This is a genomic window from Thermomonospora umbrina, from assembly GCF_003386555.1.
GTDB classification, from domain to species: domain Bacteria; phylum Actinomycetota; class Actinomycetes; order Streptosporangiales; family Streptosporangiaceae; genus Thermomonospora; species Thermomonospora umbrina.
The window spans coordinates 434,668-460,408 of record NZ_QTTT01000001.1 but is presented as its reverse complement, the minus strand read 5'-3'; the positions used below and the strand labels follow the sequence as shown (position 1 = coordinate 460,408).

Genomic DNA, 25,741 nt, shown 5'->3' with positions numbered 1-25,741 from the left:
CAGAATGCGGCTGGGAACCGCGAAGACATGGGCCTTTCGGCAGCCCGCGCCACCGCCTACGCCGACCGGTCCGGCGACCCGACGGCCCAGGCGATGGCCGCACGCTCCCTCGGCGTCGTCCTGCGCCATCAAGGCCGACCACCGCTCGCCGAGCAGATCACCTCTGCCGCCGCGGTACGTCTGGAGCTCAGTGGTCTGACCACCGCCCACGCGGCGAACACCTTCGCGCAGATCCTGTGCAGCTCGGCCTACAACGCGGCCAAGGCCGGCGACCGCCACACCGCCATCGTCCTGATCGGCGAGGCGCCCGCGCCGCGCGAGCCGTCCCCACGGATGTGCGGGCTCCGACCAGGTTCACCTCCAGCGTCGCGCTGGTCCGCCTGTACCGGGCGGGCGTCCACTGGGCGCTCGGTGAACCGGGCGCCGCCCTGGCCGCGGCCCGGACTCTGTGGCCAGACCGGTTCCCCACGGTGGAACGCAGAGCACGGCTACTGACCGACACGGCCCGCGCCCTGGTCCAGACCGGTAGACCCGATCAGGCCATCGACGCCCTGCTCGCCGCCCACGTGCACGCCCCCACCGAGGTCCGCGACCGGCGCAGCATCCGCACCTTGGCCATCGGCCCGACCCGGCGACGCCCACGCAGCACAAGCGCGGTCCGGCTCATGCTCGCCCTGGGCACCCGGCCCGAGATCTGAACGGCGCCTGCGCACTGCGACCAACGACCAATCCAGTGCGGCTTCCTGGGCGGCCAGGGAGCGGCGTGCCGATGCCGGTCGCGTGTGTCCGGGCGCGGTGGTGCGGGTTGTCCCGGGGGCCGGGACGCCGAACCCGCGACCATGGGCTATCACCGATGCCTCGGCTTCGATTCGGTGACGGATGGGCTTGCCCCGGGGTCGATCGCCGAGTCCCCTCCGTCGAACGATTCCATTGGAAACGTGAGCAATCCTTCGTGGGGATCACCACGCATCATGCGGTTTTGGTTATCGTTCGATGCGGAAATCGGCGTTGTTCATGATGATGTGCGTCGATAGCTTCCCGTTCGTGACGCCGGTGCACCGATCACGGCCGCCGGGTCGATACGAAGGGGGAAATCATGAAGGGGAAAATTATCGCGCTGGTGGGAATGTGTGCGGTGGCGACGGGGCTGAGCGGCGGGCCGGTACAGGCGTCGGCCGCGCCCGGCCCGATCACCCCCGCGAGCGCGGCGGACTGTGAGAACGGGGCGAACGGGTTCGTCGACATCCCGGACACCCTGTCCGGCACTGTCCGCCGCACGGTTCACCTCAACACCGAGACCCGGGTGGAACTGCAGTCCGGCACGATCGGCGGGGTGACTCGGGGATGGGGCAAGATCCTCGGTCATACCCTCTACGGGGACATGGTGTGGATGGACTGGACGCGGGACGGCGGCAGTACCTGGATCCAGTGCGGGCCGTTCGCCGTCGGTGGGCTCGGGCAGACCAAGACCACCGCGGCGCAGCGCACCAGTTCCAGCACCACGTGGCGGTTCCGGGCCTGCGGCATGTTCAGGGAATTTCCCTCGTCGCTGAAGTGCACCACCTGGTGGTAACACTTTAAGGACGCCGGGAGGCCGTCATCTCGCCGCCGGGCCCGGCCCGGCGGCGGACACGGTGTCGACCTCATGCTGGGAATTCGCGCCTTCGGCATGAGCCGCGTCATTGCTTTCCCGTCGTGAGTTGGGAGCTGGTTGATCGGCAGAGGCGGCTGTCTCGATGGGACCGGGGCCGCTGGAATCTGTGGCCGCCATGACGCCCAAACGGGGTTCTTGTACCCCTGTGACCAGGCGGACCCAGGTCGTGGAGCGGGCTCGCGCCGTCGTGGAGGAATATGAGGGCGGGGTGACGCGTACCTGCACATGCTTGAGTGTGGTCAGGGTGGACGGCCCATGGTGGAGGGGCGCGATCTACGACTGGGTGGTCGGCGACGGCGGCGCATGGTGGGTTGCAGCACGAGCCGGTGGACGGGTCGCCGTGGCCCCGATGGGGCTGTTCCGACACACCAACGTGATCCGGCCCACGACATCGAGAGCAGCGGCAGTCCGACCTCGGGAGAACGCAGGTTGCGGTCGGGGCGCGATGCCTTTCCCTTGGCCTCCGGAGGGACACCGACGTGGGCAGGAGCGAGTCCCCGCGCCGGAACGCAGAGCACGGCTACTGACCGACACGGCCCGCACCCTGGTCCAGGCCGGTAGACCCGATCAGGCCATCGACGCCCTACTTGCCGCCCACACGCACGCCCCCCCACCGAGGTCCAGCATCCGCACCTTGGCCGTCGACCTGACCCGGCAACGCCCACGCAGCACGAGCGCGGCCCGGCTCGCGCTCGCCCTGGGCACCCGAACCCAGGATCTGAACGGCGCCTGAATACCGAGCCCAAAGGCTGTCTCCGAACGTCTCGGTTCCGGGTCGGACGGTCGGGTGGAAAGAGGTCTCGACCATGTCGGGCGGCTATGGCGTTCTCCCTCGCCGCGCGCCAATATCGCTCGGTCATGATGCGCGGCGTCCGATGATGGCCGTGGTACCAGGAAGAACCAGGACCCGGCCCCATTCACCCGGCTGGAAGAGGCGTTGCGGCCGCGCGCGCAATTCAGGCGTGACCCGACGGATGCTCCCGTCGTGGCCGGTCCACCTCGTGGGATGGCCGTGGCCAGCCGCACCACACTCGGGACAAGACCTCTGCGACCGCATCCGCTCGGACCGGTGACCGGCAGGGTAAGGGTCCTGGCCCGGTGATCGTTCGTGTGCGGGTGGGGAACGATGACCGTGGCATCGCGTGTTGGTGGAGCGCTCGTGGGAGGGTCCGGTCCCGGGACGGTCGTCCCGGGACCGGACCGTGTCAGGTCAGTGCCAGGAGAGCAGGAAGCCGACCTCGTTGGCGAACTTGAACGGGTTCGCGCTGCCGCCGGCGTTCATGGTCCACAGTTCGTTCTTCCCGAGCGGCTGGTAGGCGACCTTGAGGTTGTCGGGTGACCAGAGCAGGGCGTTCTGGCCGGACTTCTCGCCGTTGAAGGTCTCCTGCCAGTTCCCGGAGCCGAAGGGTGGGGTCGTGTAGAGCGCGATGCCGGTCGAGGTCCAGTTGACCGCGAGCCGCAGGCTGTTGGGCGACCACGAGATCGGCGAGGTGGGTGAAACGATCCGTGAGGTGGCGGGGGTGATCGCGCCGGTTCCACCGACGCTCCAGCCGAATCCGGCGTTGAACATCCCGGTCACCTTGAGGGTCCGGGTGCCGGCGGTCGGGTCGGCGCTGATGTAGGCGATCCGGTCCCCGTTGGGGGACCAGCTCGGGAACGACTGTGTCGGTGCGTCGTTGGTGATCTGCAGTGGCCCGGTCCCGTTGGAGTACTTGAAGTACAGGTCGTTCTGGCCGCCGAGGGTCTCGGAGTAGGCCACTCCCTGGCTGTCGGGCGACCAGGTCGGCGAGTTGGCCTGACCGTTCGCCGTGCTCAGCCGCAGGCCCGGGGTCGCGGAGTTGGTGACGCCCAGGGTGAGCGTCCACACCTCTTCGGCGGGGAACGACTGGCCGGCGACCGGGTGCCGCATGTTGTAGGCCAGTTTGGTGCTGTCCGGCGACCACCGCAGGAACACCCCCAGCGAGGCGCCCGCAGGGAACGTGGCGGCCTTCGTGAGGGTGTTGGTGCTGCGGTTCAGGACCTGGATGGTCCTGTCGGAGACCCGGAAGTAGGCGATCCTCGTGCCATCGGGCGAGTAGGCGCCCTCCTGAGTGCCGTTGGCCACCGGTTGGGTGGTCGGGGGAGCCTGGTCAGGGATCGCCGACTTGAGGTCGAAGACTCCCAAGGTCGTGGTGCCCTTCTCGTACAGCACCCGGTTGATGCCGCCCCCACGGGTCTGGTCGTCGGCGTCGGCGGGCGAAACCATCACCACGGCCGGCCCGGCGATGAGCGCCGCGGTGGCAAGTCGGAGCAAAGTCCTTTTCTGGAACAACTGCAACCTCCGAATGGAATCATGCCTCACCCTTTTCCAGGTGAGGTGCTCCGATCGTAGGCCGCCTTTTGTTCAATTACCAGGATCAGAACGTGTTCATTCGTTCACTCAATATCGGTCGGCCGGCGAAAGGTGTATTGGCCGTCGACGGGCGAATATATTCGCTCCAGAGCGTTCTTTTCGTAGGCTCACAAGTAAAGCCTCACCGGCCACATACCGCCAACGCCCCGAGCTTCGCGCTGACCGCCCAACACCAGGTCATCGACCTCCCACCAACGGTCGAGCCGAGCACCAACCCCCAAGTCTCGGTCATCTACTGACGTTTCCAGAGGGTCACCAGCAGCGGGTGGCCGGCATTCCGGCTCACGGCGACCCGTGGGTCTCCGGCATCGCACCACAGGCGCTTCCGTCGAGCCCTAGACGTTACGTAGATATGTCAGCACGGCAAGTACGCGGATGTTGATGTCGGAACGTTCGTCGTCCTGAGGCAGTCCGAGTTTTCTGGACACGGCGGTGATGCGTTTCTCCACGGTCTTGAGGCTGTAGTTGAGTTCCCGTGCGATGGCGCCGTTCGACCGTCCCTCGGCCATCAGCGCCAGCACCTGTTTCTCGCCGCCGGTGAGGTCGCGGAACGGATCGACGGGGCGATGGCGATGCATCACCCGCTGGATCACCTCGGAGTCGACGACCACCTCGCCCTGCGCCACCCGTCGCACGGCGTCGACGAGTCGGTCGGTGTCCTGCACCCGGTCCTTGATCAGGTACCCGACCGATCTGGTGGCGATCTCCAGGAGCCGCACGGCGTAGGAGGTCTCGGCGTAGTGCGAGAGCACCAGCAGGCCGATGGAGGGGTGTCGGGAGCGGATCCAGGTGGCCGCCTGGAGGCCCTCGTCCCGGTGGTCGGGCGGCATCCGGATGTCCAGCACCACGACGTCGGGCGGGTCGGCCGCCACCGTGCGCAGCAGCTCGGGCAGCGACGCCGCCTCGCCGGCCACCTCGAAGCCGCGCCGGGTGAAGGTCTCGGCCAGCATCTGTCGCAGCAGCCCCGAATCGTCGGCGATCAAAAGCCGCATGGCACGCTCCGAGGAGGCCGACAATGGTCGGATGACCGTCCGGTGTGACCCGTTGAAGCGCAAGGTCGCCGTGTCATCGGATGCCGCCCTCGGCGACGGGCTGCCCGGACGGCGGACCCGGCCGGTACGGGCGCTGTGTCTGGCGGCCGCCGGTCTGCTGGTCGCCCTGGTGGTGACCCTGCTGACCTGGCGTAACGCTCCGTACCGCGCGCCGGTGTGGCTCATGATCGAGTTGCCCGGCGTGTCGTTCGTCATCTCCGGTCTCGTCCTCGGCCTGCGCCGCCCGGGCCGGAGCGTCGGCACGCACATGGCGGTCGTCGGCTGCACCTGGTACGCGGGCGCGCTCCAGGCGAGCGACCACCAGGTGCTGTTCGTGATCGGGTACCTGCTGTTCTTCCTCCCGTTGGTGGCCTTCACGCATATGGTGCTGGCGCTGCCGGACGGCCGCCTCACCCGAGGCGAGCGCCTCAACGTCACCGCCCAGTACGTCGCCGCCGTACTGCTCCAAGGGGTGAACCTGCTGCGGGACGGTACGCCGGAGCCGGAGATGTGGGGTCGACATGAGGCGAGCCAGGCGGGCTCGTTCTGGGGCTGGCTGGGCAACGGCATGATGCTGGCGTTCGTCGTGATCTCGGTCGGCCAGGTCATGCGCAAATGGCGCCGTTCGGGCGGTCCGCAGCGCCGGGAGTACACCCTGGTCTGGACGTCGGTCCTCGGCGTCGGCGCGGTGACCGGCGCCACCGCCGTCCTCTACCTGGTCGGCGTGAGCTGGATCGACCGGCAGCGCCTCGGGGCGGCGTTCGGCCTGAGCGTGCTGGTCATGCCGGTCGCGGTGGCGGCCGGCCTGCTGCGCGCCCGGCTGGCCCGGCTGGAGGTCGCCCGCCTGGTCGTCCGCCTGGACCGGGCGGTCGAGCCCGCCGAGGTGCAGGCCGCCCTGTCCCGCGCGCTCGGAGATCCCGGCCTGGAGCTGCGCTTCCCCCTGCCCGACGGCGAGGGTCACGTCGGGGTGGACGGCCGCCCCGTGCCGTCGCCGACCCACCCCGGCCGGGCCACCACGGCGGTGGAGCGCCAGGGCCGGGTCCTGGCCGTCCTCGTCCACGATCCCGCGCTGCGGCAGCAGCGGTCGCTGATCGAGTCGGTCGTGGCGGCGGCCCGCCTGTCGCTGGACAACGCGCGCCTGTACGCCGCGCAGCACGCCCAACTGGAGCAGATCCGTGAGTCGCGGGCCAGAGTGGTGGTCGCGTCCGACGCCGAGCGGGTACGGATCCAACGTGACCTCCACGACGGCGTCCAGCACAAGCTGCTGACCATTGGGGTGTTCCTCGGCCAGGCCCGCGACGACCTGGTGGCCCGAGACGACGGGGATGCGGGGCCGGCGCGGCGACTGGACACCCTCGGGGACATGGTCCGCGAGGTCATCAGGGATCTGCGCGACCTCGCGGAGAACATCTGCCCGCCGGCCCTGGCCGAGCAGGGCCTGGCCGCCGCCATGGAATCGGTCGCCGAACGCGCCCCGCTGCCCGTCATGGTGGACATCCCACCGACGCGCTGGCCCGAGCACGTGGAACGGGTGGCGTACTTCGTCGTCACCGAGGCACTGGCCAACGCCTACAAGCACGCCCGGGCCGGAAAGGTGACCGTGCATGTCGCTGACGAACCCCTCCGGCTGATCGTCACCGTACGCGATGACGGGCTGGGCGGCGCGGACCCGGACAAGGGAAGCGGTCTCCGCGGGCTCCATGACAGGGTCGGCGCCCTGGCCGGAACACTGGTCATCGACAGCGCCCCGGGCTCGGGCACCACCCTCGTCGCCACACTACCGACCTGAAACCGCGTCGGAAGGAGGGGAATCCCTCCGCGCTGAGGCCGACCGCTCAGAGAAGCGACCTGCGTTGCGCCGACAGGTCCAGAGAGCCGACAACGGTTCACCCGGCCCCGCGTTCAAGGATGAACATTCGGCGGATGCCCGGACGGCCGTGACACGTCGCGAGCCCATTGCAGGCGGCCGTTCAAATGCGGGCCGGGACCGGGTGACGGCGAAGCCGGCGAGAGCCCGAGGTCAACTCCTCCACGAGAGGAGGTTGCCGGCCGCCTGCTCCGTGATACGGGTGGCCATATTAATGGACGCGCTCACCACCTGGATTCCGATGACGCTGTTAGAGCCGATGCGCAACGCCGAGCCGGTCTGGCCGGAGACGTCGATGCCGTGGTAGAGAAGGAGAGCGCTGGGATAGGTGATCTCGCCCGTCGCCTCCCAGACGGTGCCCCAGGGCTTGTCGTTGGGGTAACCGCTGAGGATGGCGAGATCACCCGAGTAGATGGCGGACCGCCATTCGAGGGCAAGCCAGCCCGTCGTGTTGCCGATGGTGCAGTTCAGCCTGATGGCCGCGTAAGCATAATCCGCGTCCTTGTAGACCGCCCAGCCGGCCATCACATGCTGCTCCGCATAGCCACATGACCCGTAGGGGTTGGCCGAGCCGTTCTTCCCCGGATAGAAGACGAAATCACGGTTCCAGCCGTGCACGTTCAGCGCTTCATTGTGCATGTAGACGCAGTTGCCCGCGGTGCCGATGGTGTTGGGGGCGTACAGGAAGGCGGTGCATCCGTAGGTCACCCCGTTGGGGGCCGTGAACGTCACGATGCCCTGAGCCCGGTGGGGGTAGTCGGTCGTCCGGGTGATCTGGCGTCGGCCGTCGACGCCCACGATGTTCATCGCGGTCCTGCCGCGGGCGGGCGAGTCGAGCATCGTGACGCCCTTGGGGAACCTTCGCGCGAAGCTGACGCCGGTGGAGCCGGAGCGTCTGCCGGTGCCGCGGAATGCCCGGCTCACGGGCGAGGCGCCCGCAGTCGCGACCGACTCACCCACCGCGACCTTCCCGCCCTTGGTCCTGGACATCGGAGTGTCGTGCCTGAGCTTGGCCACCTTGGCCGAGGCCGGCCTCGTCGAGGCCCCCGCGGCGGGAATGCCGGCCCCCGGCGAGGCGAGCGCGAGCCCGAGCGCCATACCCGAGGCGGTCGCGGCCTTGAAGACGTTCATGTATGCCTGACCTCGATTTCAGAGATGTGTGTTGTGGACATGGCGTGAATCCAGGTCATCAGAGATCGCCACGGCGACCGGATATGGACATGATGGATCACTTCGTCTTCGCTGATCCGACGGCGCACAGGGATGGTCTCCCCAGGCCGGCGGCAATGGGCAACGGTCAATGACATGGACACACGATCTGGCGATCGATAATCGAGGAGGCGGGGCCGGGGTCACTCCGCCCCGCCTCCAGCGCGTCCAGCAGCGCGGGTCATTGCGAGCAGCCACCGTCCGGCCGGTCATCGACGGCCCCTGCGCATCGAGGCGGCCGGCACGAGAAATAACACCGGCGGAGTGTCGGGATTGATATCCGGTTGATCGGCATCGCCCAAACGCCCATGATCATCGAGTGCGGCCTCCGCCCATTGGGGCGCACTGGACGTGGGGTACGCCTGCCGAGTGGGCGACCACGCGAGAGGGCGGACACCAGGTGAGCGAGGGCGGTTCAGAAACGCCGGCACAGGCGAGTCGACACCCCGGCTCAGGCACGTTCCAGCCAGGACGGCCAGGCCCGGAAGGATGATCCGGGCCTGCCCCCGTTCGTGCTCGTCCGTCAGCCGGTGTGCACATCGCAGGTGCCGTACCCGTTGGCGCCTACGTAGTACGCATAGTCGAGTTTGACCTGATTGTCCTGGCCGCTCCAGTGGGCGTCCTTGTGGTCGTGGCCGCCGACCCTGAACCTGGGGCTCCGGAACGTCGTGGATCCATGCCACCCGGGGCCGACGGTGCACTCCACCGTCACGTTCCGCCAGGCCAGATGGCCGTTGTAGACGTGGGTGGACAGGACCCACTGGCCCTGCGTGGTGATGGTGACGGTGATCCTGGCCCGGACTTTGCTGCCGCTGGTGGTGTCGTTCGCCTGGAACTTGACGACACCCGGGCTGGGGAAGCTGCGGACCGCGGTGGCGGCATTGGCGATGCCCGGATTGATCACCGTGGCGCCCAGCGTGGCCGCCGCCACAACGCCGGCGATCCGGCCGCTCGTTTTCAACCTACTCAATGGGAGGTCCCTTTTCTTCGCCGAGGTGGGAATGACGCCAGCCTCCCAGCGGTACGCACAGGCCGATAAGGGGGATGACGCCCCAGGAGAAGAGGGATTCCCCCCTTGCGTCAGCCGAGCATTCAGAGAGAGAGTCGCATGGCCGACCACCTCCCGGCCCTGGCCGACCGCCACCACCGCATCCGGCTCGGACGTCGCCGGCACCGCCCGCCGGTCGCCACCGCATCCGGCTCGGGTGTCGCCGGCACTGCCCGCAACACCCGATCTCCGCCGCGCGCCCCACGAACCTCCGCCCGCCGCGTTCCCGCCGGGCGTTCCACAACCGTCCCAGCCACGCCTATACGCTTCGCCGAACTGACCGGCCGGACTCATGACGTAACGCCGGCAATTCGGGGCCTCATCGTCGATGGCGGGCTGGGAGACTCGCCGCGCGGGTCCCGCCGGTGCTTCCTGTTCCCGCGGGTGGCCTCCCGGCCGAACTCGTACGGCTTTCAAGCGATGGTGAGCGTTGTCGGACCGGTCGCGCCGGTGAATCCGGTGGTGAGGCATTTCAGGAATCCCGGTTGAACGAGGGTGACGGTCTGTACCGCGCTCCGACCTTGAAAGCGGCCTTGGACGACGGTGCCGGTGAACGTGGTGATGACCTGTCCGGCCACGGCGGTACTGCTACCGGTGCCTTCCACGGTGCTGCTGTCGCCGGTGTTCCACACGATGACCCGCCGGCCCTCGAATCCGTCGAGGAGGGCGTTGCAGCCGACGAAGATCGTGAACCGTTCTCCGTACGACCCGCTCGTCACCCGGCCCGACACGTCGACGCACGAGCTGAACCGTCCGCTCACCGTGATCTCGATGCTCTGCGGCGTGAAGGTGACCCCGGGGCTGTAGGTGACGGTCTCGCTTCCCTGACACTGCGTGAGGGCGGCGGCGTGGGCGGGATCTGCGCCCAGAACGACCGTGCCGAGCACCGTGACGGCCGCGGCGGCGGTCAGGGCGCGCATGGGTCCGCCCGGTCGCAAGGAAGGTGGGGTCACCGGGGCTCCTCATCCGTTCAGCCATCTGTTGGATCACCGAACGTATGCAGCCGAGAGCAGACCGAGCAGGACCATTCGGGCCACGAAGTCATGGCCGGACACACTGAATTACTTCCTTGACAGGCAATGCACCGGCACCGCGCCGAAGGTCAGCGCGCCACCGGCTCACGCCATGCCCATGACGGTTGCAGATCCCTGCCTTGTCGACACGATGCCCGGTCCCTAGCGTCCTGGTCGAGGATCCGATCCGCCCAGCCCCCTCGGGTACGTCCGTCTCGGCGATCCAGTCCACAGCGTGGCCGGGCCCGGCGATGACAGCCGTCCAGCGGGGGCGGTGGTGGCACAGAGAGTGCCGGTCGCTGGGTAGGTGGCGCGTGATGCCCACGACTACGCCTTCGGCGGCATTCTGCGCTCGGCGTCCGCGTGGAGGTTTCTCTCGCGCATGACCAGGTACGTCGTGCCCTGGATCTCCACCTCGAACTGGTCGTCGGGGTGGAACAGCACCCGGTCGCCGACCTTGACGGTCCGTACGTGGTGGCCGACGCCGCAGACCTCGCCCCACTCAACGGCACCGCCGGGTTCCCGACCAGCACGGGAACGTGGGTGCGCCTGGCCTGGCACCTTCCCGGACACGCCAAAGCGACGACCATCACCGGTCTTCAGGACGCCCTCGCCTTGAACGGCGTCCCCAGGCCGATATGGCGGGCGTCCGCCTCCTGGCACGACGACGCACGCCAGGTCGTGTGGCAGGCCGACGAGATGACCCGCGCACCCGACCCGGTCGTTTCGGCGACGGCAACGGCCACCCTCGACCCCGGCATGCGGCCCATGGGAATGCCGACGAGCGCGGCGACGACGAGGGCGGAGGAGAACGCCGCGGTGATGGCGGGGTGGACCAGCCGGTGTCGGCGGTGATGGTGGGAGCCAGGACGGGGAAGGCGTAGTAGAGCACGCCCCAATTGGTGATCTCGGTGATGCACAGGGCGGTCAGCACAACGCCCGGGCCGCGGGTTCCTGCAGCACGGCGACCGGTGGCGGCCGGGGCCGCCACCGGTTCGGAGGACCTTTGGGATTCGCGGATCACGGCTTCAGGCGTCGCCGCGTTCAATGCCTCCGGAGCTGCGAGGGTGACGGGCTGTGGGGCGGAGGTTCCGCAGCATGCCGATTCCTCGGCGGACGGGACCGCCTCGATGGCCACCGGTTCGGTGGCGCAGCCTGCGCCCACGTCCTGGCCGGCCTCCTGCCCGGCTGGCTGTTCGGTGGGCTGGTCGGTGGAGCAAAGGCCGGTCTCGGGCAGGTCGAGTTGCACGGTGTCGGCCGCCTCGCGGTCTCCGGCCAGGGCCGCGGCGATGGAGCGGACCTGCTCGTACCCGGTGGCCGGCAGGAACGTGGGGGCGCGTCCGTAGCTCTTCATCCCGGCCAGGTAGAAGCCGGTCTCCGGGTGGGCGAGTTCGCGTTCGCTGTGCGGGGGTCGGTGCCGCAACTGTGGAAGTTGGGGTCGATCATCGGCGCGAGCTTGATCGGGGCCTCGGTGCCGCGGTCGAGGCGGACCTCTCGGAGCATGTCCAGGTCGGGGCGGAACCCTGTGGCGGCCACGACGACGTCGGCCGCCAGGACCCGCTCGCCGTCCGCCGTCCTGCCGGTGATCTGGAGGGGCCGCCGTCGGGGGTGGAGAAGCGGGTGATGGTGAAGCCGCGCACCAGCTCGATGACGACGGACGCGACGGCCTGCTTGAGGCGCGTGCCGAGTGCTCCGCGTGCGGGGAGGCCGTCGGCGTCGCCGCCTCCGTACAGGCGGGCGACCGAGGCGCCGCGAACGGCCCAGGTGATGCGGGTGCCGGGCTCGGCGGCGGCGAGGGCGGCCAGGTCGAGGAGGGTGTTGGCGGCGGAGTGGCCCATGCCGACGACGAGGGCGTGACGTCCGGCGAATCGGTCACGGTCGCGGCCGAGGACGTCGGGCAGCGGGCCGGCCATGTACGGGGCGGCCCCGTCCTCGCCGGGCGCGGGCAGACCGGAGTGGCCGAGCGGGTTGGTGCGCCCCCACGTGCCGGACGCGTCGATGACCGCGCGGGCCGGCAGGTCGTGGACGGTGCCGTCGGCCTCGATGGTCCGGACCAGCAGTGGGTGTTCGTCGCGGTCGATGGTGCGGGTGACGTCGACGCCGTCGCGGGTGACGGCCGTGACACGGACGCCGGTACGGATCCGGCCGGCCATCCCAGGGACGGCCGCCAGGGGCGTGAGGTTACCTCGCTGAGAGTCGGCCCGGCAGGGACGTGGGCACGCTTGACGACGGGCGACATCGAGTTCACCGACTGGGCGAGATTCCGGGCCACTTCGCCGTTGGGGTGATGAAGCCACTTCGCTGCGATCACGTTCATCTGGACGAGGTGGACGGTGGCGGGATGGGTCGGTGAGGGACCACGCGCGGCAGCGTAGGACGGGCAGTACGCTAAAACTCACATAGTGTCGTGTTCTGTTCTCCGGTTCCGGACAGAGCGGCCAGTACACGGCCCGGCGCTCTCCGCCGGCCAGAACCATTACTGCGGTGTCCGCCGCGAAGTGGCTCGACGATGCCCTTATGGGGAATTTTCCGCGACCCCCGCGATGTAGGCACTGAGAAAGAGGATCCGATTTGGGCGCACCCCAGGTTGTGCTGATGACCGACCATAGCTCGATGGAGGGCAGCCGGGACGTTCTGGCGACCGCGGTGCGGAGGCTCACCAGCCACCCGCCCGTGCTGCTCGACGCACGGCACTTCATGACCGGGGGACAAGGCCGGGTGGGCGCCGAACGCGGAACGCTCCGGCTCCAGGCGCCGGGCGAGGTGCCCGTCGTGAACCCGGCAGCGGTGATCATCTATGAGATACCGCCGGCCGAACGTCGCCGCTTCGAGGACTTCCAACACCTGCTGCACCAGCACGGGACGGTCTCGCTGGGCCTTGACGCGGACGCGTGGCGGACGGCCACCGAGAAGGACCGCACCGCCGAGCGGTTCACCCTGGACGGCGTCCCGCACATGGAGAGCATCACGCTGTCCGGACCGACCGAGGAACAGACCATCGCCGCCTTCGGCCGGCTCGGCCGCGACGTCTGGGCGCGGCCGACCGTCGGCATGGGCGGCGACGACGTCTTCCACATACGCACCGACACCCAACTGCGCGACGCGGCGCGCCATTACGCCGCATCCGGGCTGAACTGGTTGATCGCCCGCGACGCCGGCAACTTCAACCGGGACGGGCGGCGCCACCAGTTCCGCGTGGTCGTGCTGGACGACCACGTCATCAGGGCATGCGAGCACGTGCAGCCCGACCCCGACGCACCCTGCAACGAAAGCCGGGGCGCCGTCTCCACCCTGCTGGACATCGACGATCTCTCTCCCGACATCTACCAGCCGGCGATCGCCGCCACGAAATCCCTGGGGCTCCGGTTCGGCGGGGTCGACCTCGCCGTCGAGAACGGCGGCGTGGTCTTCGAAGTCAACGTCCACCCGGCCTTCGGCACGCTCCAGGCCCTGGAAACCGTCGCCGTCCCCTACGTACAGGCACACCTGGACATGCTCTGACCGTTCCTCACCGTGGGGGCGATCACCTGAACGCGGGCGGCGGCGCGCTGCCGAGCGCGCTGCGGCTCGACCACGGCCAAGCGGTCGTCCACGTCCCCGGCCGGACGGTCCACTGCGCCTGTGCGGCCCCCGTGGTGACGCCGAGCCGACGTCGGGGACGCCTTCGTCATCGCCGACCGGCTATGGAGGTCTCCACCAGCACCGTTCGCAGGTCAGAGCTGACACCACCCGGACCAGGAGGGCACCTCAGTGTTGGCGGGAGTTGACAACACCCTGGCTAGCGCTCAGAAGCGCCGCGAGTCTCGGTCTGGGTGGGTCGGGGTGACCGGGCTTGCCGCCTCGAAATCCGAGCTATCCGAGTGCGTGCTCGGTGTCCGCCGTGGAGGTGAGGGCGTCCCACGCGGCCATGGCGCAGGTGATTATCGCTTCGAGGTCGTCGCGCGTGGCCCCGTCGCGGGCTTGGACGGACAGTCCTTGCACCACCGTGGCGTAGTAGCGAGCGATGGCGGCGACGGCATCGTCTGGCACTGTGAGGTCGCCGTCGGCGAGGCCTTGTTCGAGGCGCTCCTTGATGGCAGTGAACTGCGAGCGTCGGATGTCGGCGAGGAACTCTCTGACTTCGTGGTTCTCGACCGCACCGGTCGGCGCGGCGAGTATCAGCATGCAGTAGTGGGGCGCGTCGGGGCGCGTGATCTGCTCGATGGTGGCGCGCAGCATGGCATCGATCGCGGCCCGGGCCGTCGGGTGCTCGGTCAGGGCGCGCCTGGGCGGCCCGCCGTAGGTCGTGCCGTAGCGCTCCATGACCTGGCGGAACAGATCGGCCTTGCTGCCGAAGCAGGCGTAGATGCTGGCCGAGGCGATCCCCATCGACTCGGCCAGATCGCTGAGCGTCGTCCCCTCGTAGCCGCGCTCCCAGAACAGGCTCAGCGCCTGCTCGAGCGCCGTGTCGGGGTCGAAGGTGCGCGGACGTCCGCGAGTAGCCATCGGGGCGCATCTCCTGCTGGGGCCGAGTTGTTTGTCGTCCGATCAAGTTTACGTTGACAGGGCGCATCCTGTCGTGGCACGGTTTGTTTGTCGGTCATTAAACAAATCGAATTGGATGGTCATGAGCATTCCCGCCACGATGCGCGCCCTGCAGCAGACGTCACTGAACGGACCGGAGGGTCTTCGCCTGGTCACCGACGCACCGGTGCCGAACCCAGGTCCGGGCGAGGTCCTGATCCGGGTCACCGCTGCCGGTGTCAACTACCTCGACATCCTCCAGTCTCGTGGCGCATCGGCCGGTGGCCCGCAGCCGCCCTACGTGGCAGGCATCGAAGGCGTTGGCGAGGTCGTCGCCGTCGGCCAAGGAGTATCTGGCGTGGAGCCCGGCAGCCACGTCATCGGCGTTGGCATCGCCGGCGGTGCGTTCGCCGAGTACATGGTGCTGCCCGCGATGGGCGCGGTTCCAGTGCCCGAAGGTTGGACCGATGAACAGGCACTGGGCATGGTCGTGTCCTGGCCCACCGCATTGGCGGCACTCAAGCCACTCGGCCAGATCGAGGCGGGACAGACCGTGCTGATCCATGCCGCGGCCGGCGGCACCGGCCAGGCCGCGGTGAAGATCGCCAAGCACTATGGCGCGACGGTGATCGCCGCATCAGCGGCCGACAAGCACGAGGCCGTGCGAGCGCTCGGAGCCGACCATGTCATCGACTCCCGTCACGGCGACATCGCAGCCGAGGTCCGGGACCTGACCGACGGCGCGGGCGTTGACCTCGTCTTGGAATCAGTGGGTGGCAGCACCCTTGAGGCCGGCCTCGCGGCGGCCAAGCGAGTGACCGGCCGCGTGGTGGTCTACGGCCTGGCCGGTGGGGAGGCGACGATCAACAACTGGGACCTGGTCTACAAGCACCAGGTCCACGTCATCGGCCTCAACATCGGGATTCTGATCCAGTCCGCGCCCGAGATCTTCGGCGAGGTCATGGGCGAGATGTTCGGACTCATCGCAGCCGGAGTGCTCGGCACCGGCCGGCCCACCGTCTACGAGTTGACCGAGGGGCCAAAGGCACTCGCCGAACTCGAAGTGCGAGCCACCATCGGCAAGCTCGCGCTGACGCCCTGACCCCAGGGTCGCGGGTCGAGTTGTATGCAGCGATTCGGCGCGACGCCCGCGCGGGGATGTCGAATCGTGCGCTACAACGCAAGCACGGCGTCGGCTACCGGACCGTCGCCGCCGCGCTGGAGTCGGCCTGGCCGAAGGAGCGGAAGCCACCCTCGAAGCGCGGGTCACGGCTGGACCGGTACCGCGGGGTCATCGACGACTGGCTGCGTGCCGACCTGGACGCGCCCCGCAAGCAGCGGCACACCGCGAAGCGGATCTTCGACCGGCTCCTGGATGAGTACCACGCCACCGATGTGTCCTACTGGATGGTGCGCGAGTACGTCGCCACCCGACGCCGCGAGATCCGGATCGACGCGGGTCGGGAACCCGCGAACACGTTCATCCCGCAGGAGCCTGCCCGGCCGCGAGGCCGAGGTCGACTTCGGTGAAGTCGCGATCCGGCTGCGCGGCGAACTCTTCACCTGCACCCTGTTCAGCCTGCGACTCTCCTACTCCGGCAAGCGCGATGAACTCCAGCACCAAGACGAGCGCGAGTCCGATGGCCCTCATGGGCGAACACCCTTCGTAAGCGCCGCTCACCCCCCGGAACGCCCTGAACCTATGCGCACCCGACCGTCGGGCCTACTGAGTCGAGCGTGGATATCACGCGCTCTCGACTCACTCCTTGATGATTCACTCGGCCGGGAAGTCTTCGACGCTCACGCGTCTCGGTATAAACCTCATTAAAGCCCAGAGGTCAGGCAATTTGCGTGCGACCCTGAGGGCATGCGCACGTTCGGGTTGCTGGATTCGTGGCGGCGTCGGTCCAGAGGTCCGAAGCCGGTGGGTGATCGGAGCACCACGGGCCGGTATCTCGTGATCGGTCTCCTGGGTTTGGGAATGACCTGGTGGTTGGTGGGATGGTCCGTCCACGACCTTGGCGCGAACCTGCGGGCGGCGCGCGGTGACGGCACTCATGGCGCGCTGTCCGAGCTGAGAAACGTGTGCGGCAAGGGCAGGTGCCGCTGGGAAGGCCGTTTCACGCCGGCCGGCGGAACCACTGTGCGCGACCACGTCAAGTGGGGCGGTTCCACTCCCCGGAACGATGCGCCACCGCCCGGTCTCGCTTTGCGCGCCGTCGACATCGGGGACTTCAACGGCACCGTGTATCCGCCCGGAGCGACGCCGGGAGTCTTCAACGTGCTCGCCCCGCTGCTGTGGGGACTCGCCGTCGGGGCGGGCTCAGTGGCCGCCTGCGTCTGGGCGACACGCCGCCGGCTCGGAGCCCCGCTGACGAGCCGCGCCCGCTTCGAGAACGAGCCCGCGGACGCCGTCACCATCACGTTGGAGCGCTCGGCACGGACCCCGGCCATCATGCTCGTCCTGACCTCGGCGGCCCTGGCGGGGGCATCGATCGTGACCGGGATGATCGTGTTGCGCCTGCCCGCCACCCCCGAACTGTTCGGCCCGGCCCTGGCAGCCGCGATCGTCACCGCGCTCATGGCCGGTGCGGGCGTCCAGGCGTTGCGGGCCCTGCGCCGCCCGCCGCGGGCCTGGCTCACCCAGGACGCCATGGTCATCCGCGATCCGCGACTGTTCACCCGGGATTGCAGGATTCCCCGACCAACGGTCGAGGGGGCACGCCGTAAAGCGGAGGCCGACGTTGACGCCGCGTGTCTCAGCCCGTACGAGCAGAAGGGCCCCTTCCTCCTCGTCATCCTGCGGAGTCCCGTCACGGTCGATCGGCTCCGCACCGGACTCACGGGCGGCTGGCTATGGGACCTGACCGCCAACGAGCCCATCGACCAACGCAAACGCTACTTGTCGCCGGCCCCCGCACCGTTCACCGCGCTGCTGCTCAAGAGCCCGGCCCCGGACGACGCCGTGACGGCCATCAACGCATGGGCGCTCCCCGCTCCGGACCAGGGGGCCAAAGAAGTCCCCGCACCACCCCGTCGACGACGGTGGCGCATCCACCGCATCCACCGCTCCCGGGAATGACTCACCATCGCCATGGGCCACTCGAACACCGCGCTCGGCGACCACGCGCCTCCGCCGAACCGGGCGCGCGACAACTTTGGGCGACCGGCCCTGGCGTAGAAGGCGTCGCTGCGGGAGCCGCCCACGGCTGATGGGCTGCTCCCTCCATTGCGAGTGTTCCCCGGCCTGCTGCTGGTCACCTTCCTGTTCGGCGAGGGCCGCACGGTCACCGTGCAGGAATGCGTCGCCTCACGGGCGACCCCGCGTGAAGGGGCCGTCACCGTTCTGGACTGCACCGGGGACGTGGCACGACTCCGACGGGCGCCGGATCTCCGGGCACATCTCGGGAGTGGATCGCGGCGATGTGGGACGCAAGGTCACCACGCGAGCAGGGCCGATCGGCCCCCATGCGACCCCGATGTGGAAGTACTGGCAGCTGTACTCCCCGCTGCCCGCAGGGGCATGGATCGCCTTCCTGGGGCTGCGCTCTGGGAAAGGCTTTTCCGGTCGCTGAGCGAACAGGACGGGGGCGCGGCCAAGTGTCGGGAGCCGCGCATCGGTCAGTGGCTGATCCGGTGGCTCCAATCGACACGTTCGGAGGAAGGGATCTCGCGACCGTGGTCAGCGATCTCCCGCAGCCTGGCGGCCATCACCTGCGCCGCCTCGGTCGGCTGCGGTCCTGAGTCGAAGGCGTCGGCCAGCGCGCGCAGGTCACCGGGCCCGAGATGATCGCCGGCGTCGGTCCGCATCACGTACCGCACCTTGCCGCCCGTACGGCCGTCCTGGACGGTCAACGCGTAGTAGGGCCGTTCGCCCGACATGGCGACGTTGCCGCCGAGCGCGGCGGTCCGGGCGGTCGCCAGATCGCAACGCCGGAGCGCGTCACCGCGCCGTACCGACAACACGGATCCCTGCAGCCACGCCTCTTGCGGAGACCGGTCGCGTCGGCGTCGTCTCGTGAAGATCTGCAGCCCACCCCACAGCGGCCAGATCACCAGGGCCTGCCACCGCAGGGTGACGGTCGACGTGACACCGGCCAGGAAAAGCCCCACCAGGAAGAACATCAGACCGACGTCATGCCGGACATGGAGGCAGGTGACACCCACCGACCGGGAGACCGCCCGACCACCGCGACTCAGCATCCGCATGTCTTCAGGGGTCACCTGTCCAGTGTCCCCCATGTCCCATACCTGCGGGTGATCGGCGATTCTCCGGCCCCCACCCCGAACAACTCCACGAAGCCCGCCAAACCCGGGTCATCGCGCTCGCCCTCGCCCGCAACCACGACGAGGCACTCGCCCTTCTCGACGGCACAACCCCCGCTAGCGCCCTCGACGCCGTTGACGCCGCCCTCCGCGCACACCTGAACGCCCACGCCGGCCGCCCCCACCAACACCATGTCGCCCAGCTCGTCGCCGCCCTCATCGCCGCAGGCCGCAACGCACGGGCCCCTGTCCCTGGACACAGCGAAGCCCAGCCCGCCGTGCTGTTCCGTACTCGCCTCGCCCGCACCGCCGAGGAATGAGGCGCCACCCCAGGCGTCATCGGGCCACTCTGGGAACGGCTCGCCGACGAAACGCTACAGACCGGCGACGGCTACGCCGCCCGCGAAGCCCTTTCCACCCCTTCCTGCCACGCAGCGCTCGAACCCGACCAGACGTCGGGCCTTGCCGACCTCACCCGCCGCGCTGCCATCGGTCAGAGCCGCTCAACGATTCTCCCAGTCGCCGATCTGAAACCAGAGCCGTCCGGCGGTGGCACGGACACGTGAAGCGGTGTGCGGGGCGTGTACGACCGATACGGCAGGCGTGGCACCGTGACCCTTTGGCCGGGTCGACGCGGGCGTGCCACCGCTCCCGTGGGGTGTTACAGGAAGATGGCAAGGACGGGGGAGATCACGAGTTGGCGGGTGTCTGGGTCCCATTTCCTGATTTTGCCAATGCAGCGTGCGGGGAAGGGGCCGTCGGCGACGCCGCCGACCCGTAGTTTGGCGGTGTCGCAGGTGACGCTGACTCTGGGCGGGTCGTCGGAGGGCCGGCGCGTGTCGCCGTACGGGGCGGAGAAGGTGGTGGTCGTCTCGGATCTGTCGGTGATCTCGAATCGTCCCGTGATAGAGACGAAGGTGTCCTGGTCGAGTTCGGTCAGTCGTGCCGAACGGGCCCGTCCGGCGCGCGGGCCGTGGGTCGACGCCAGTGCGCGGTCCACGCTGGCGTTCGGTCCGATCGTGAGGTGGTCGAGGTCGACGTGGACGATGCCGTTCGCGTCTTCGAGCGCACGCATGATGCGCCTGAAGTTCTTCAGCGGTCCCTCGTCCAGGCTGTAAATGGTGACCCGTTCGCTGTCAGCGCCGGCGGACGCGACCGCGCGTGCGGGGCCGGGTTTGATCTCCAGTTCCGCGTTGGTGTTGCGGCGGATCGTGTCCTGGACGTCGCGTTGCGGTTCCGGATACTCGTCCTGCTGGTAGAGATCCTTGACGTAATCCTCATCGAGGTAGTACCGGAGCCCCGGTCCGGGCCCTGCGGCCTCGGCCGATGGGTGGCGGCGCGTGGTGACCTGGTGGGAGCACCAGAAGGCTCCTGCGACGATGAGAGCAACAGCAGTGATCATTGCCGGCCATGACATCCGAACCTCCTGGTCATCGGCAGCCACGGGTCTCTTGGAAGGCCTGGTCCAGCGAGGACGCGTTGGCGTCGATCATGCGGCCGCCGGTCACCTCCGCCGCACGGCGCAGTTCGGACGGGTCGGCCTCGCCGAACCGAATGGTGTACGTGTGCACGGCCTTGGTCTCCGGTGCCAGGGCCTTGTATCGGCGGAGGAACTCCTGCAGTCCGATGCCGGCGTTGTTCAGGCCGTCGGTCATCAACACGACGGTCACCGGCCGTCCCGGGTCGGTGCGTCTCAGTTCGCCGGCACGCCCGTAGGCGTGGTCGAGCGCGGACCAGACGGCGGTGTCCTGGTCGAACTCGTCGGTGGCGAGGAAGTCGCCGATGGCGTCGGCGTCGGGGGGGCCGGTGATGGTGAAGGTGCGCTCTGCGTGGACGTCCCCGCCGAAGCGGATCAGGGTGAACCTCTCGCCCTGGTAGAACCGTACGAAGCGGCCGATGGCCGTGCCGTCGTTACCGGCGAGCCGGTCGAACGTGGTCCGCAGGGCCGTGGTCCGCGTGCCTTTCATGGATCCGGAGTAGTCGAGCACGAAGATCACTTGGCCGGGTCGCCTCTGGTCGGGGTCGTAAGCGGCCAGCAGTCGGTCGACGACCTCGGGCCGGTCCGGGAAGTACAGCGCGTTGCCGATCTCCGTGCGCAGCCGTGGATCTCGGGGCACGCCGGGGTCGATGGGGCGGCGCAGCGTGCGCCGCATGATCTTCAGTTGGGTGTCCGTGCGGGTCAGCCACGACACGACCTTGTCGTACGCGGCGCGGCGCGATGGATTCAGCAGCAGCAGCGGGTACTCCGACAACACGATGCCGTCCTCGGGATAGATGATCTCCAAAGGCTCGCGCAGTTTTCCACTCGCGTTGAGGGACAGGATCGTCGACTCGTACCCGATCAGCGCGTCGGTTCTGCCCTGGTCCGCGACGAACGCGTCGATGAGGTCGCCCGATGAGGTCGCCGTGAGCGTGTGGCCGGACATCAGCCCGCGCAGCCGGTCGCACGTGACGTCCTGCGGCCGCAACGCGCTACCTGTTCCTGCGGCCGCGGTGGCCACGCCCACCAGGGCGGCGAGTCCGCTGTTGGCGTGGCGCGGGTCGGCCATGGCGAAGCGCACCAGGCCCCCGGCCGCGCCGTCCGCGATGTCCGCCCAGGACAGGTTCCGATCCGGGGCGTTACGGCGGAGCCGCTCGGCGGTCCTGGCCCGTACGCCGAAGACCACCGGCGACATCATGGTCTCGGTGGACAGGGGCCGCAGACGCCGGCCGCCCCGCTGCTGCAACTTGAGCCGCAGGTAGCGGTCGTTGGACAACCAGGCGAGGTCATGTGCGTCCTCGCCCTTGGCGAGGGCGGCGGCGGCGTCCACGGTGCCCCGGTAGTCCAGCACGAGTTCGATCCCGGTGTCCCGCTGGAGTTCCTCGAGCAGGGGGCGCATATCGGCGAGTTCGGTGCTCGCCAGCATCCGAAGGGTCGTCTTCGGGTTGGCCGGATCGCACGCGGCTCCCAGAATGAAGACCGCGCTAGCCGCCAAGCCGGCGAACGTGCGCGTTGCCGGCCTCACTGGGAGCACCTGCCGACCGCGTCGACGAGCCGTTGGAGCAGGTTCAGTTCGGGCAGCTCCGCGCGCGTGTAGTCGGTGCGCTCCTCGGGCCTCGGGACGCCGCGGCCGACGAGCAGATCGAAGAGTCGTCTGGTCCCGGCGGCATCGGTGTCGTCGAAGACCCGAAAGCCGAGTTCCATCATGCGACGGCGCAGCTGCGGGTCCGTGAGCAGCAGCCGTCCGAGCCGCTCACCCGCGCCGGGTCGCAGCGAGATGTACTCCGGGTCGGTCTGGAACTCCTGCTCGGGATAGAGCAGCACCCGTTCGGTGTCCGTGCGCCCGGTGCGGTGCCGGTGACTCTGCTGGTAGGCGAAGAACTGATGCTCGTACACCACGACGATCGGGCCTTGGCTCTTGCCCTCCGGCGTGATGTAGGCCTGCCACAGGCCCGATTCGGGCATGCCGATCGCCGTGATGAGCGGTTGGATCTCCCTGGCGATCCGATCGACGTCGGCCTCGGTCTGCGCCGGCTCGTGGTCGTTGTCCACGAAGGCGACCAGGCCGAGGTAGGTGGTGCCGGAATTGGACCGGCACACCCCGGAGGTGTGGGCGAGCACACGATTACCGTTCGTGATGCTCACGCCCCTCGGGTTCCTATACGCGCCGATCCCGATGTCGTTCCAGGTCTTACCCCGCTTGCCCAACTCGATGAACTCGGCCATGTCCAGTGTGTAATACAGCGTCCCGCCGGGCCCGCCCGACTGCCGATCCGCGACGTCGTTCCCGACCAGCGTTTCTGCGTACTCACGGTAGGTGGCGAGCACGATCGGGCTCGTGAACAGGCGTATCGTCCTCGTGTATTGGCGCCGCCTCCTGCGCTCGTTCGTGATCAGATCCGCCGCCGGCTGCCCGGAGGGGAAGGCGAAATCGTAATGCTGGGTCTTCTGGTCGAGCACTTCGTGTGCCACCTCGCCCGAGCCGCGGTTGGTGACCTCGACGCGGATGTGGTGCTTCAGCAATAGGTCCTGAACCTCCTCGTCGTTGAAGAAGTCCTCCTTGGAGGCCATGATGCCGCGGACCGTGACGACCTGCTCGACCGGCGTGAACGCGTTGACGAGGAGCATCACCGCGCTCACCAGTGCAACGCCGGCAGACGCCGCGAACGGCCAACCGAAGCGCGGACCCCAGAAACGAGGCGGGCGGTCAATGCCGAAAGAGGGTTCCTCGACGACGTGCGGAAGGTCGGTCGTCACCTCAACTCCTTAAGATCCTTTTCGCCACGAATCCTAGACCTGTGCGCCCGCCACCGGCAATTACGGGGAACACTCGCATACGACGCCATCACAATGATCACGAACCGTCGTGCGACCGGAGTGCGGCGAGAGGGGTTGAGACCCGGGACGGGAACCACTCCGGTTGCGACCTCGGAGTTGTGGTCGTGGGTCGCAGACATTGTGGGCGGTCCAAAATGATCAGCCGTCGATATCACGAGTGTCGTCGACCCCCACAGTCAGGCGTGTGCGGGATATTAACGGCCTTCCTCCCCACGTCACCTCGTGAAGGCGCACGTCACGGGCGTGAGCATGAGGGACGGCGTCGGACGCCCTCGCCCGTCGAGGTCGGTTCCGCGGCGTGACCGCGGACCTCCCCCACTCAGGGCGCGACCGCCGGGGACATCGAGTACCGATCATGGACCTTCCGACCGACTCGCGGGTTCCAGTCGAGGGCCGAGTTGGAAGACAGAACACCTAATCGACCTGAGTGCCGTTGAGGAGATTCCTGTATCCCTCATAATAGTCGAGATTCTTGTCCACACGATTCTTGATCGCCGGACTCTTGCGGTACATGTAGACGGCATAACTTTTCACACCGTCATACTGATGAGGTCTCGGTGGAAGTCCAAGAGTCATCAGGGTGCACTCGATCCCGTCAACCCATATCTCCGCCAGTGCCTGAACCCTCACCCGCTCGTCGCCTCGGGGCGGCAACTGCGCCCCTTCATAGAAATAGGCGGAAAGTTTCGGATCTTCGAACACCTTGAGCTGGGCGGTCTGCAGAAGCGTCAGCGCGTCATACATCCCCGAGAGCAGACCGACTTTGTTGTTGAGTCTGGTCTGCCGTGCCAGTTCACGCGTCTGATAGCCGAGAAAGATGAGCGAAAAAATGACGCCGGCCAAGGACACGATCGCAGTTATCTCCACCACCACGGCACCTCACGAGACGCTGACGAGAGATCTTCGCTTCCGTGTCACAGGTCACCCGAGCCGCGAAGAACTCTAGCCGACCACCGCAACATCATGGTTTGAGACGGTCGATCCGGCGGCGCGGTTCCCACCGATGTTCACTGCGGTACATGCCCCGACATTCCCTTTGTGGGCGTATCGACCGACGTTCTGAGAGTTGCCGAGCGTGGTGGTCGATCGTCGGCGGATGTCTCCCGGCTTCTGGGGGAGGGTTGATCTTCTCGGCGGCGGGCCGCGGTGCCCTTTATCGCGATCCCTCGGAAGGTCTCAGCGATCTCGCGTGGGTGCCGATTACGCGAGGGTGATCGGGTGGCATGGGCCTGTATCGATGCCTTCGATGAACATGCCCGCGACGGCCACCGGGGACCTGCGGGACAACTCCGGTACCCCCGTGAGGGCGGCCGGCGCACCGGACGCGAACTGAAACGCGACGTCGACCGGGCTTCGCAGCGGCCGATCGGAGGGGTCGCATGGCGTTCGCGTGGACGTGTCCCCTGCGTGAGGGCCTCGGGTGTCGTCGGTTCGGGTGTGGGTCGCCTTCGGCGTGGAGGGTGACGGTGGTGCCGTGGGCCGGGGCCGGCGACAGGGCTGTCGGCCTGTGCCCGGCCGTGCTCGTCGACGCTGATGATGATCCGGGGCCGATGGCCGAAGGCCGCGGTGATCAGGATCGGGGCGCGGCGTGTGCCGTGGGCGGAGCCGACGATCACGATGCGTTCGGGCGGGGCGGCGTCCCCTCACCATGGCGGCCGGGACAGGGCTGGACGCCGATGGGCCGCGACGAGGCAGCCCTGGCTGCCGCCCGCCCGTCTGGTCACCCGGCCCGCAGGGTCCGGTCGCGGCCGGGCATGGCCTCTCGTAGGTCTGCGGGTACGGGCCGATCTGCGGCCCGGTATTGGGCGGCGTGGTCGCCGAACACGACGATGAGGTCGGGGTCGATGCGTCGGTGCAGGTCGGCGACCATGATCAGCGGTATGCCCAGCAGCAGGCAGGCGAAGACGCCGTCGCGCCAGGCGGGTTGGTCGAGGTGTTCGGCGGCGTAGGGGCCCAAGGCCGCCGCGATGAGGCGCGGGTTGCCGGTGTTCAGGGCTTCTTTGACGAGGTGTAGCAGGTCGGCTCCGATGGGGAGCAGCGGCAGGGCCCGCAGGACGGCGCGTCGTTCGGCGTCGTCGCCGCGGCGGTAGACGGTCTCGATCGTCTCGGCCAGCGGGGGTCCCTCCAGGCGCAGGGAGGTGAGGATGAGGGTGCGGGCGGCGTCGTCGACGGTCCAGGGGTCCAGGTCGGGGCCCAGCGGGGCCTGCCCGCACTGGAGTCCCGCGGTGGCCGAGAAGTACAGCACCGTGGAGGGGAAGGGGCCGACCGCCTCACACGCCTCCTCCAGCCAGGCCATCGCCGACGGCGAGAGGATCTCGGTCAGCCTGTGGTGCAGGTCGCCCTTGGTCACGTGACCGTTCCGGCGGATCATCGGGGTTGATCTCCTTCGCGGTGTCGGATGCGGGTTCGCGGCCCCGGACCGGGCGTGGGTGGGGCCGCG

The 25,741-nt window shown here is 68.6% G+C and carries 24 protein-coding genes; 9 read left to right on the top strand and 15 right to left on the bottom strand.

Annotated elements, in window-relative coordinates; translation table 11 throughout:
• Nucleotides 1-27: 27 nt before the first annotated feature.
• The 3 genes from DFJ69_RS33625 (at nucleotide 28) to DFJ69_RS02075 (ending at nucleotide 1,573) form a co-directional block, all read left to right on the top strand.
• Nucleotides 28-495: a hypothetical protein gene (locus tag DFJ69_RS33625; protein ID WP_147312179.1), complete on the top strand. Its 468-nt coding sequence runs from the start codon at nucleotides 28-30 to the stop codon at nucleotides 493-495.
• Complete coding sequence (locus DFJ69_RS33620) at nucleotides 471-698, top strand: hypothetical protein (RefSeq protein ID WP_147312178.1); 228 nt, start codon at nucleotides 471-473, stop codon at nucleotides 696-698. Before DFJ69_RS33625 ends, DFJ69_RS33620 begins: the two co-directional genes overlap by 25 nt.
• A gap of 398 nt (nucleotides 699-1,096) precedes the next feature.
• On the top strand, nucleotides 1,097-1,573 hold the full coding sequence (locus DFJ69_RS02075; RefSeq protein WP_116020901.1) for a hypothetical protein: 477 nt from the start codon (nucleotides 1,097-1,099) through the stop codon (nucleotides 1,571-1,573).
• Nucleotides 1,574-2,864: 1,291 nt separating this feature from the next.
• On the opposite strand, the gene DFJ69_RS02070 is transcribed toward DFJ69_RS02075, so the two are convergent.
• On the bottom strand, nucleotides 2,865-3,947 hold the full coding sequence (locus DFJ69_RS02070; RefSeq protein WP_116020900.1) for a TolB family protein: 1,083 nt from the start codon (nucleotides 3,945-3,947) through the stop codon (nucleotides 2,865-2,867).
• 434 nt (nucleotides 3,948-4,381) lie between these two features.
• A complete protein-coding gene (locus DFJ69_RS02065) occupies nucleotides 4,382-5,038 on the bottom strand; it encodes a response regulator transcription factor (RefSeq protein WP_116020899.1) in 657 nt (218 codons plus the stop codon).
• Here DFJ69_RS02065 and DFJ69_RS02060 point away from each other — a divergent pair.
• The gene (locus tag DFJ69_RS02060) at nucleotides 5,037-6,866 is read left to right on the top strand and encodes a sensor histidine kinase (RefSeq protein ID WP_116020898.1); all 1,830 of its coding nucleotides are present in this window, start codon (nucleotides 5,037-5,039) and stop codon (nucleotides 6,864-6,866) included. The two genes, DFJ69_RS02065 and DFJ69_RS02060, sit on opposite strands and share 2 nt — an antisense overlap.
• Before the next feature lie 231 nt (nucleotides 6,867-7,097).
• On the opposite strand, the gene DFJ69_RS02055 is transcribed toward DFJ69_RS02060, so the two are convergent.
• The 4 genes from DFJ69_RS02055 to DFJ69_RS02035 form a co-directional block, all read right to left on the bottom strand.
• Nucleotides 7,098-8,042 carry a trypsin-like serine peptidase gene (locus tag DFJ69_RS02055; protein WP_170177510.1) on the bottom strand — a complete coding sequence of 315 codons (945 nt, stop codon included), beginning with the start codon at nucleotides 8,040-8,042 and terminating at the stop codon, nucleotides 7,098-7,100.
• Between the two features lie 634 nt (nucleotides 8,043-8,676).
• Entirely contained in the window at nucleotides 8,677-9,123 is a 447-nt protein-coding gene (locus DFJ69_RS02045) for a hypothetical protein (RefSeq protein WP_147312175.1), read from the bottom strand.
• 491 nt (nucleotides 9,124-9,614) lie between these two features.
• A complete protein-coding gene (locus tag DFJ69_RS02040; protein ID WP_147312174.1) occupies nucleotides 9,615-10,154 on the bottom strand; it encodes a hypothetical protein in 540 nt (179 codons plus the stop codon).
• Nucleotides 10,155-10,541: 387 nt separating this feature from the next.
• Nucleotides 10,542-10,658 (bottom strand): hypothetical protein, encoded by a 117-nt coding sequence (locus DFJ69_RS02035; protein WP_425453290.1) that lies wholly within the window; start codon nucleotides 10,656-10,658, stop codon nucleotides 10,542-10,544.
• On the opposite strand from DFJ69_RS02035, the gene DFJ69_RS36410 reads away from it, so the two are divergent.
• The gene (locus tag DFJ69_RS36410; protein WP_425453289.1) at nucleotides 10,647-11,069 is read left to right on the top strand and encodes a hypothetical protein; all 423 of its coding nucleotides are present in this window, start codon (nucleotides 10,647-10,649) and stop codon (nucleotides 11,067-11,069) included. The two genes, DFJ69_RS02035 and DFJ69_RS36410, sit on opposite strands and share 12 nt — an antisense overlap.
• 587 nt (nucleotides 11,070-11,656) lie before the next feature.
• Here the strand turns inward: DFJ69_RS36410 and DFJ69_RS02025 are convergent.
• On the bottom strand, nucleotides 11,657-12,367 hold the full coding sequence (locus DFJ69_RS02025; protein ID WP_116020893.1) for a hypothetical protein: 711 nt from the start codon (nucleotides 12,365-12,367) through the stop codon (nucleotides 11,657-11,659).
• Between the two features lie 442 nt (nucleotides 12,368-12,809).
• Between DFJ69_RS02025 and DFJ69_RS02020 the strand changes: the two genes are divergently transcribed.
• Nucleotides 12,810-13,715 carry an ATP-grasp domain-containing protein gene (locus tag DFJ69_RS02020; protein ID WP_211328484.1) on the top strand — a complete coding sequence of 302 codons (906 nt, stop codon included), beginning with the start codon at nucleotides 12,810-12,812 and terminating at the stop codon, nucleotides 13,713-13,715.
• Nucleotides 13,716-14,066: 351 nt separating this feature from the next.
• Here DFJ69_RS02020 and DFJ69_RS02015 read toward each other — a convergent pair whose 3' ends face one another.
• Nucleotides 14,067-14,699, bottom strand: a complete 633-nt coding sequence (locus DFJ69_RS02015; protein WP_116020891.1) for a TetR/AcrR family transcriptional regulator — start codon at nucleotides 14,697-14,699, stop codon at nucleotides 14,067-14,069.
• Nucleotides 14,700-14,820: 121 nt separating this feature from the next.
• Between DFJ69_RS02015 and DFJ69_RS02010 the strand changes: the two genes are divergently transcribed.
• From DFJ69_RS02010 to DFJ69_RS02000, 3 genes are all read left to right on the top strand, one after another.
• On the top strand, nucleotides 14,821-15,819 hold the full coding sequence (locus DFJ69_RS02010; protein WP_116026332.1) for an NADPH:quinone oxidoreductase family protein: 999 nt from the start codon (nucleotides 14,821-14,823) through the stop codon (nucleotides 15,817-15,819).
• A gap of 56 nt (nucleotides 15,820-15,875) precedes the next feature.
• Nucleotides 15,876-16,247: a hypothetical protein gene (locus DFJ69_RS02005; protein WP_211328482.1), complete on the top strand. Its 372-nt coding sequence runs from the start codon at nucleotides 15,876-15,878 to the stop codon at nucleotides 16,245-16,247.
• Between the two features lie 679 nt (nucleotides 16,248-16,926).
• Nucleotides 16,927-17,799, top strand: coding sequence for a hypothetical protein (locus DFJ69_RS02000; RefSeq protein WP_116020890.1), 873 nt, complete (start codon nucleotides 16,927-16,929; stop codon nucleotides 17,797-17,799).
• A 539-nt stretch (nucleotides 17,800-18,338) separates the two neighbouring features.
• Here the strand turns inward: DFJ69_RS02000 and DFJ69_RS01995 are convergent.
• The 7 genes from DFJ69_RS01995 to DFJ69_RS01965 form a co-directional block, all read right to left on the bottom strand.
• Entirely contained in the window at nucleotides 18,339-18,941 is a 603-nt protein-coding gene (locus DFJ69_RS01995) for a hypothetical protein (RefSeq protein WP_147312173.1), read from the bottom strand.
• Complete coding sequence (locus tag DFJ69_RS01990) at nucleotides 18,938-19,243, bottom strand: hypothetical protein (RefSeq protein ID WP_116020888.1); 306 nt, start codon at nucleotides 19,241-19,243, stop codon at nucleotides 18,938-18,940. The genes DFJ69_RS01995 and DFJ69_RS01990 overlap by 4 nt, the downstream gene beginning before the upstream one ends.
• Nucleotides 19,244-19,644: 401 nt before the next feature.
• On the bottom strand, nucleotides 19,645-20,385 hold the full coding sequence (locus tag DFJ69_RS01985) for a hypothetical protein (protein ID WP_116020887.1): 741 nt from the start codon (nucleotides 20,383-20,385) through the stop codon (nucleotides 19,645-19,647).
• Between the two features lie 28 nt (nucleotides 20,386-20,413).
• A complete protein-coding gene (locus DFJ69_RS01980; RefSeq protein ID WP_116020886.1) occupies nucleotides 20,414-21,889 on the bottom strand; it encodes a VWA domain-containing protein in 1,476 nt (491 codons plus the stop codon).
• Between the two features lie 95 nt (nucleotides 21,890-21,984).
• Entirely contained in the window at nucleotides 21,985-23,220 is a 1,236-nt protein-coding gene (locus DFJ69_RS01975) for a hypothetical protein (RefSeq protein ID WP_211328481.1), read from the bottom strand.
• A gap of 495 nt (nucleotides 23,221-23,715) precedes the next feature.
• Nucleotides 23,716-24,174: a hypothetical protein gene (locus DFJ69_RS01970; RefSeq protein WP_116020885.1), complete on the bottom strand. Its 459-nt coding sequence runs from the start codon at nucleotides 24,172-24,174 to the stop codon at nucleotides 23,716-23,718.
• 847 nt (nucleotides 24,175-25,021) lie between these two features.
• Nucleotides 25,022-25,672: an EboA domain-containing protein gene (locus DFJ69_RS01965; RefSeq protein WP_116020884.1), complete on the bottom strand. Its 651-nt coding sequence runs from the start codon at nucleotides 25,670-25,672 to the stop codon at nucleotides 25,022-25,024.
• Nucleotides 25,673-25,741: the final 69 nt, after the last annotated feature.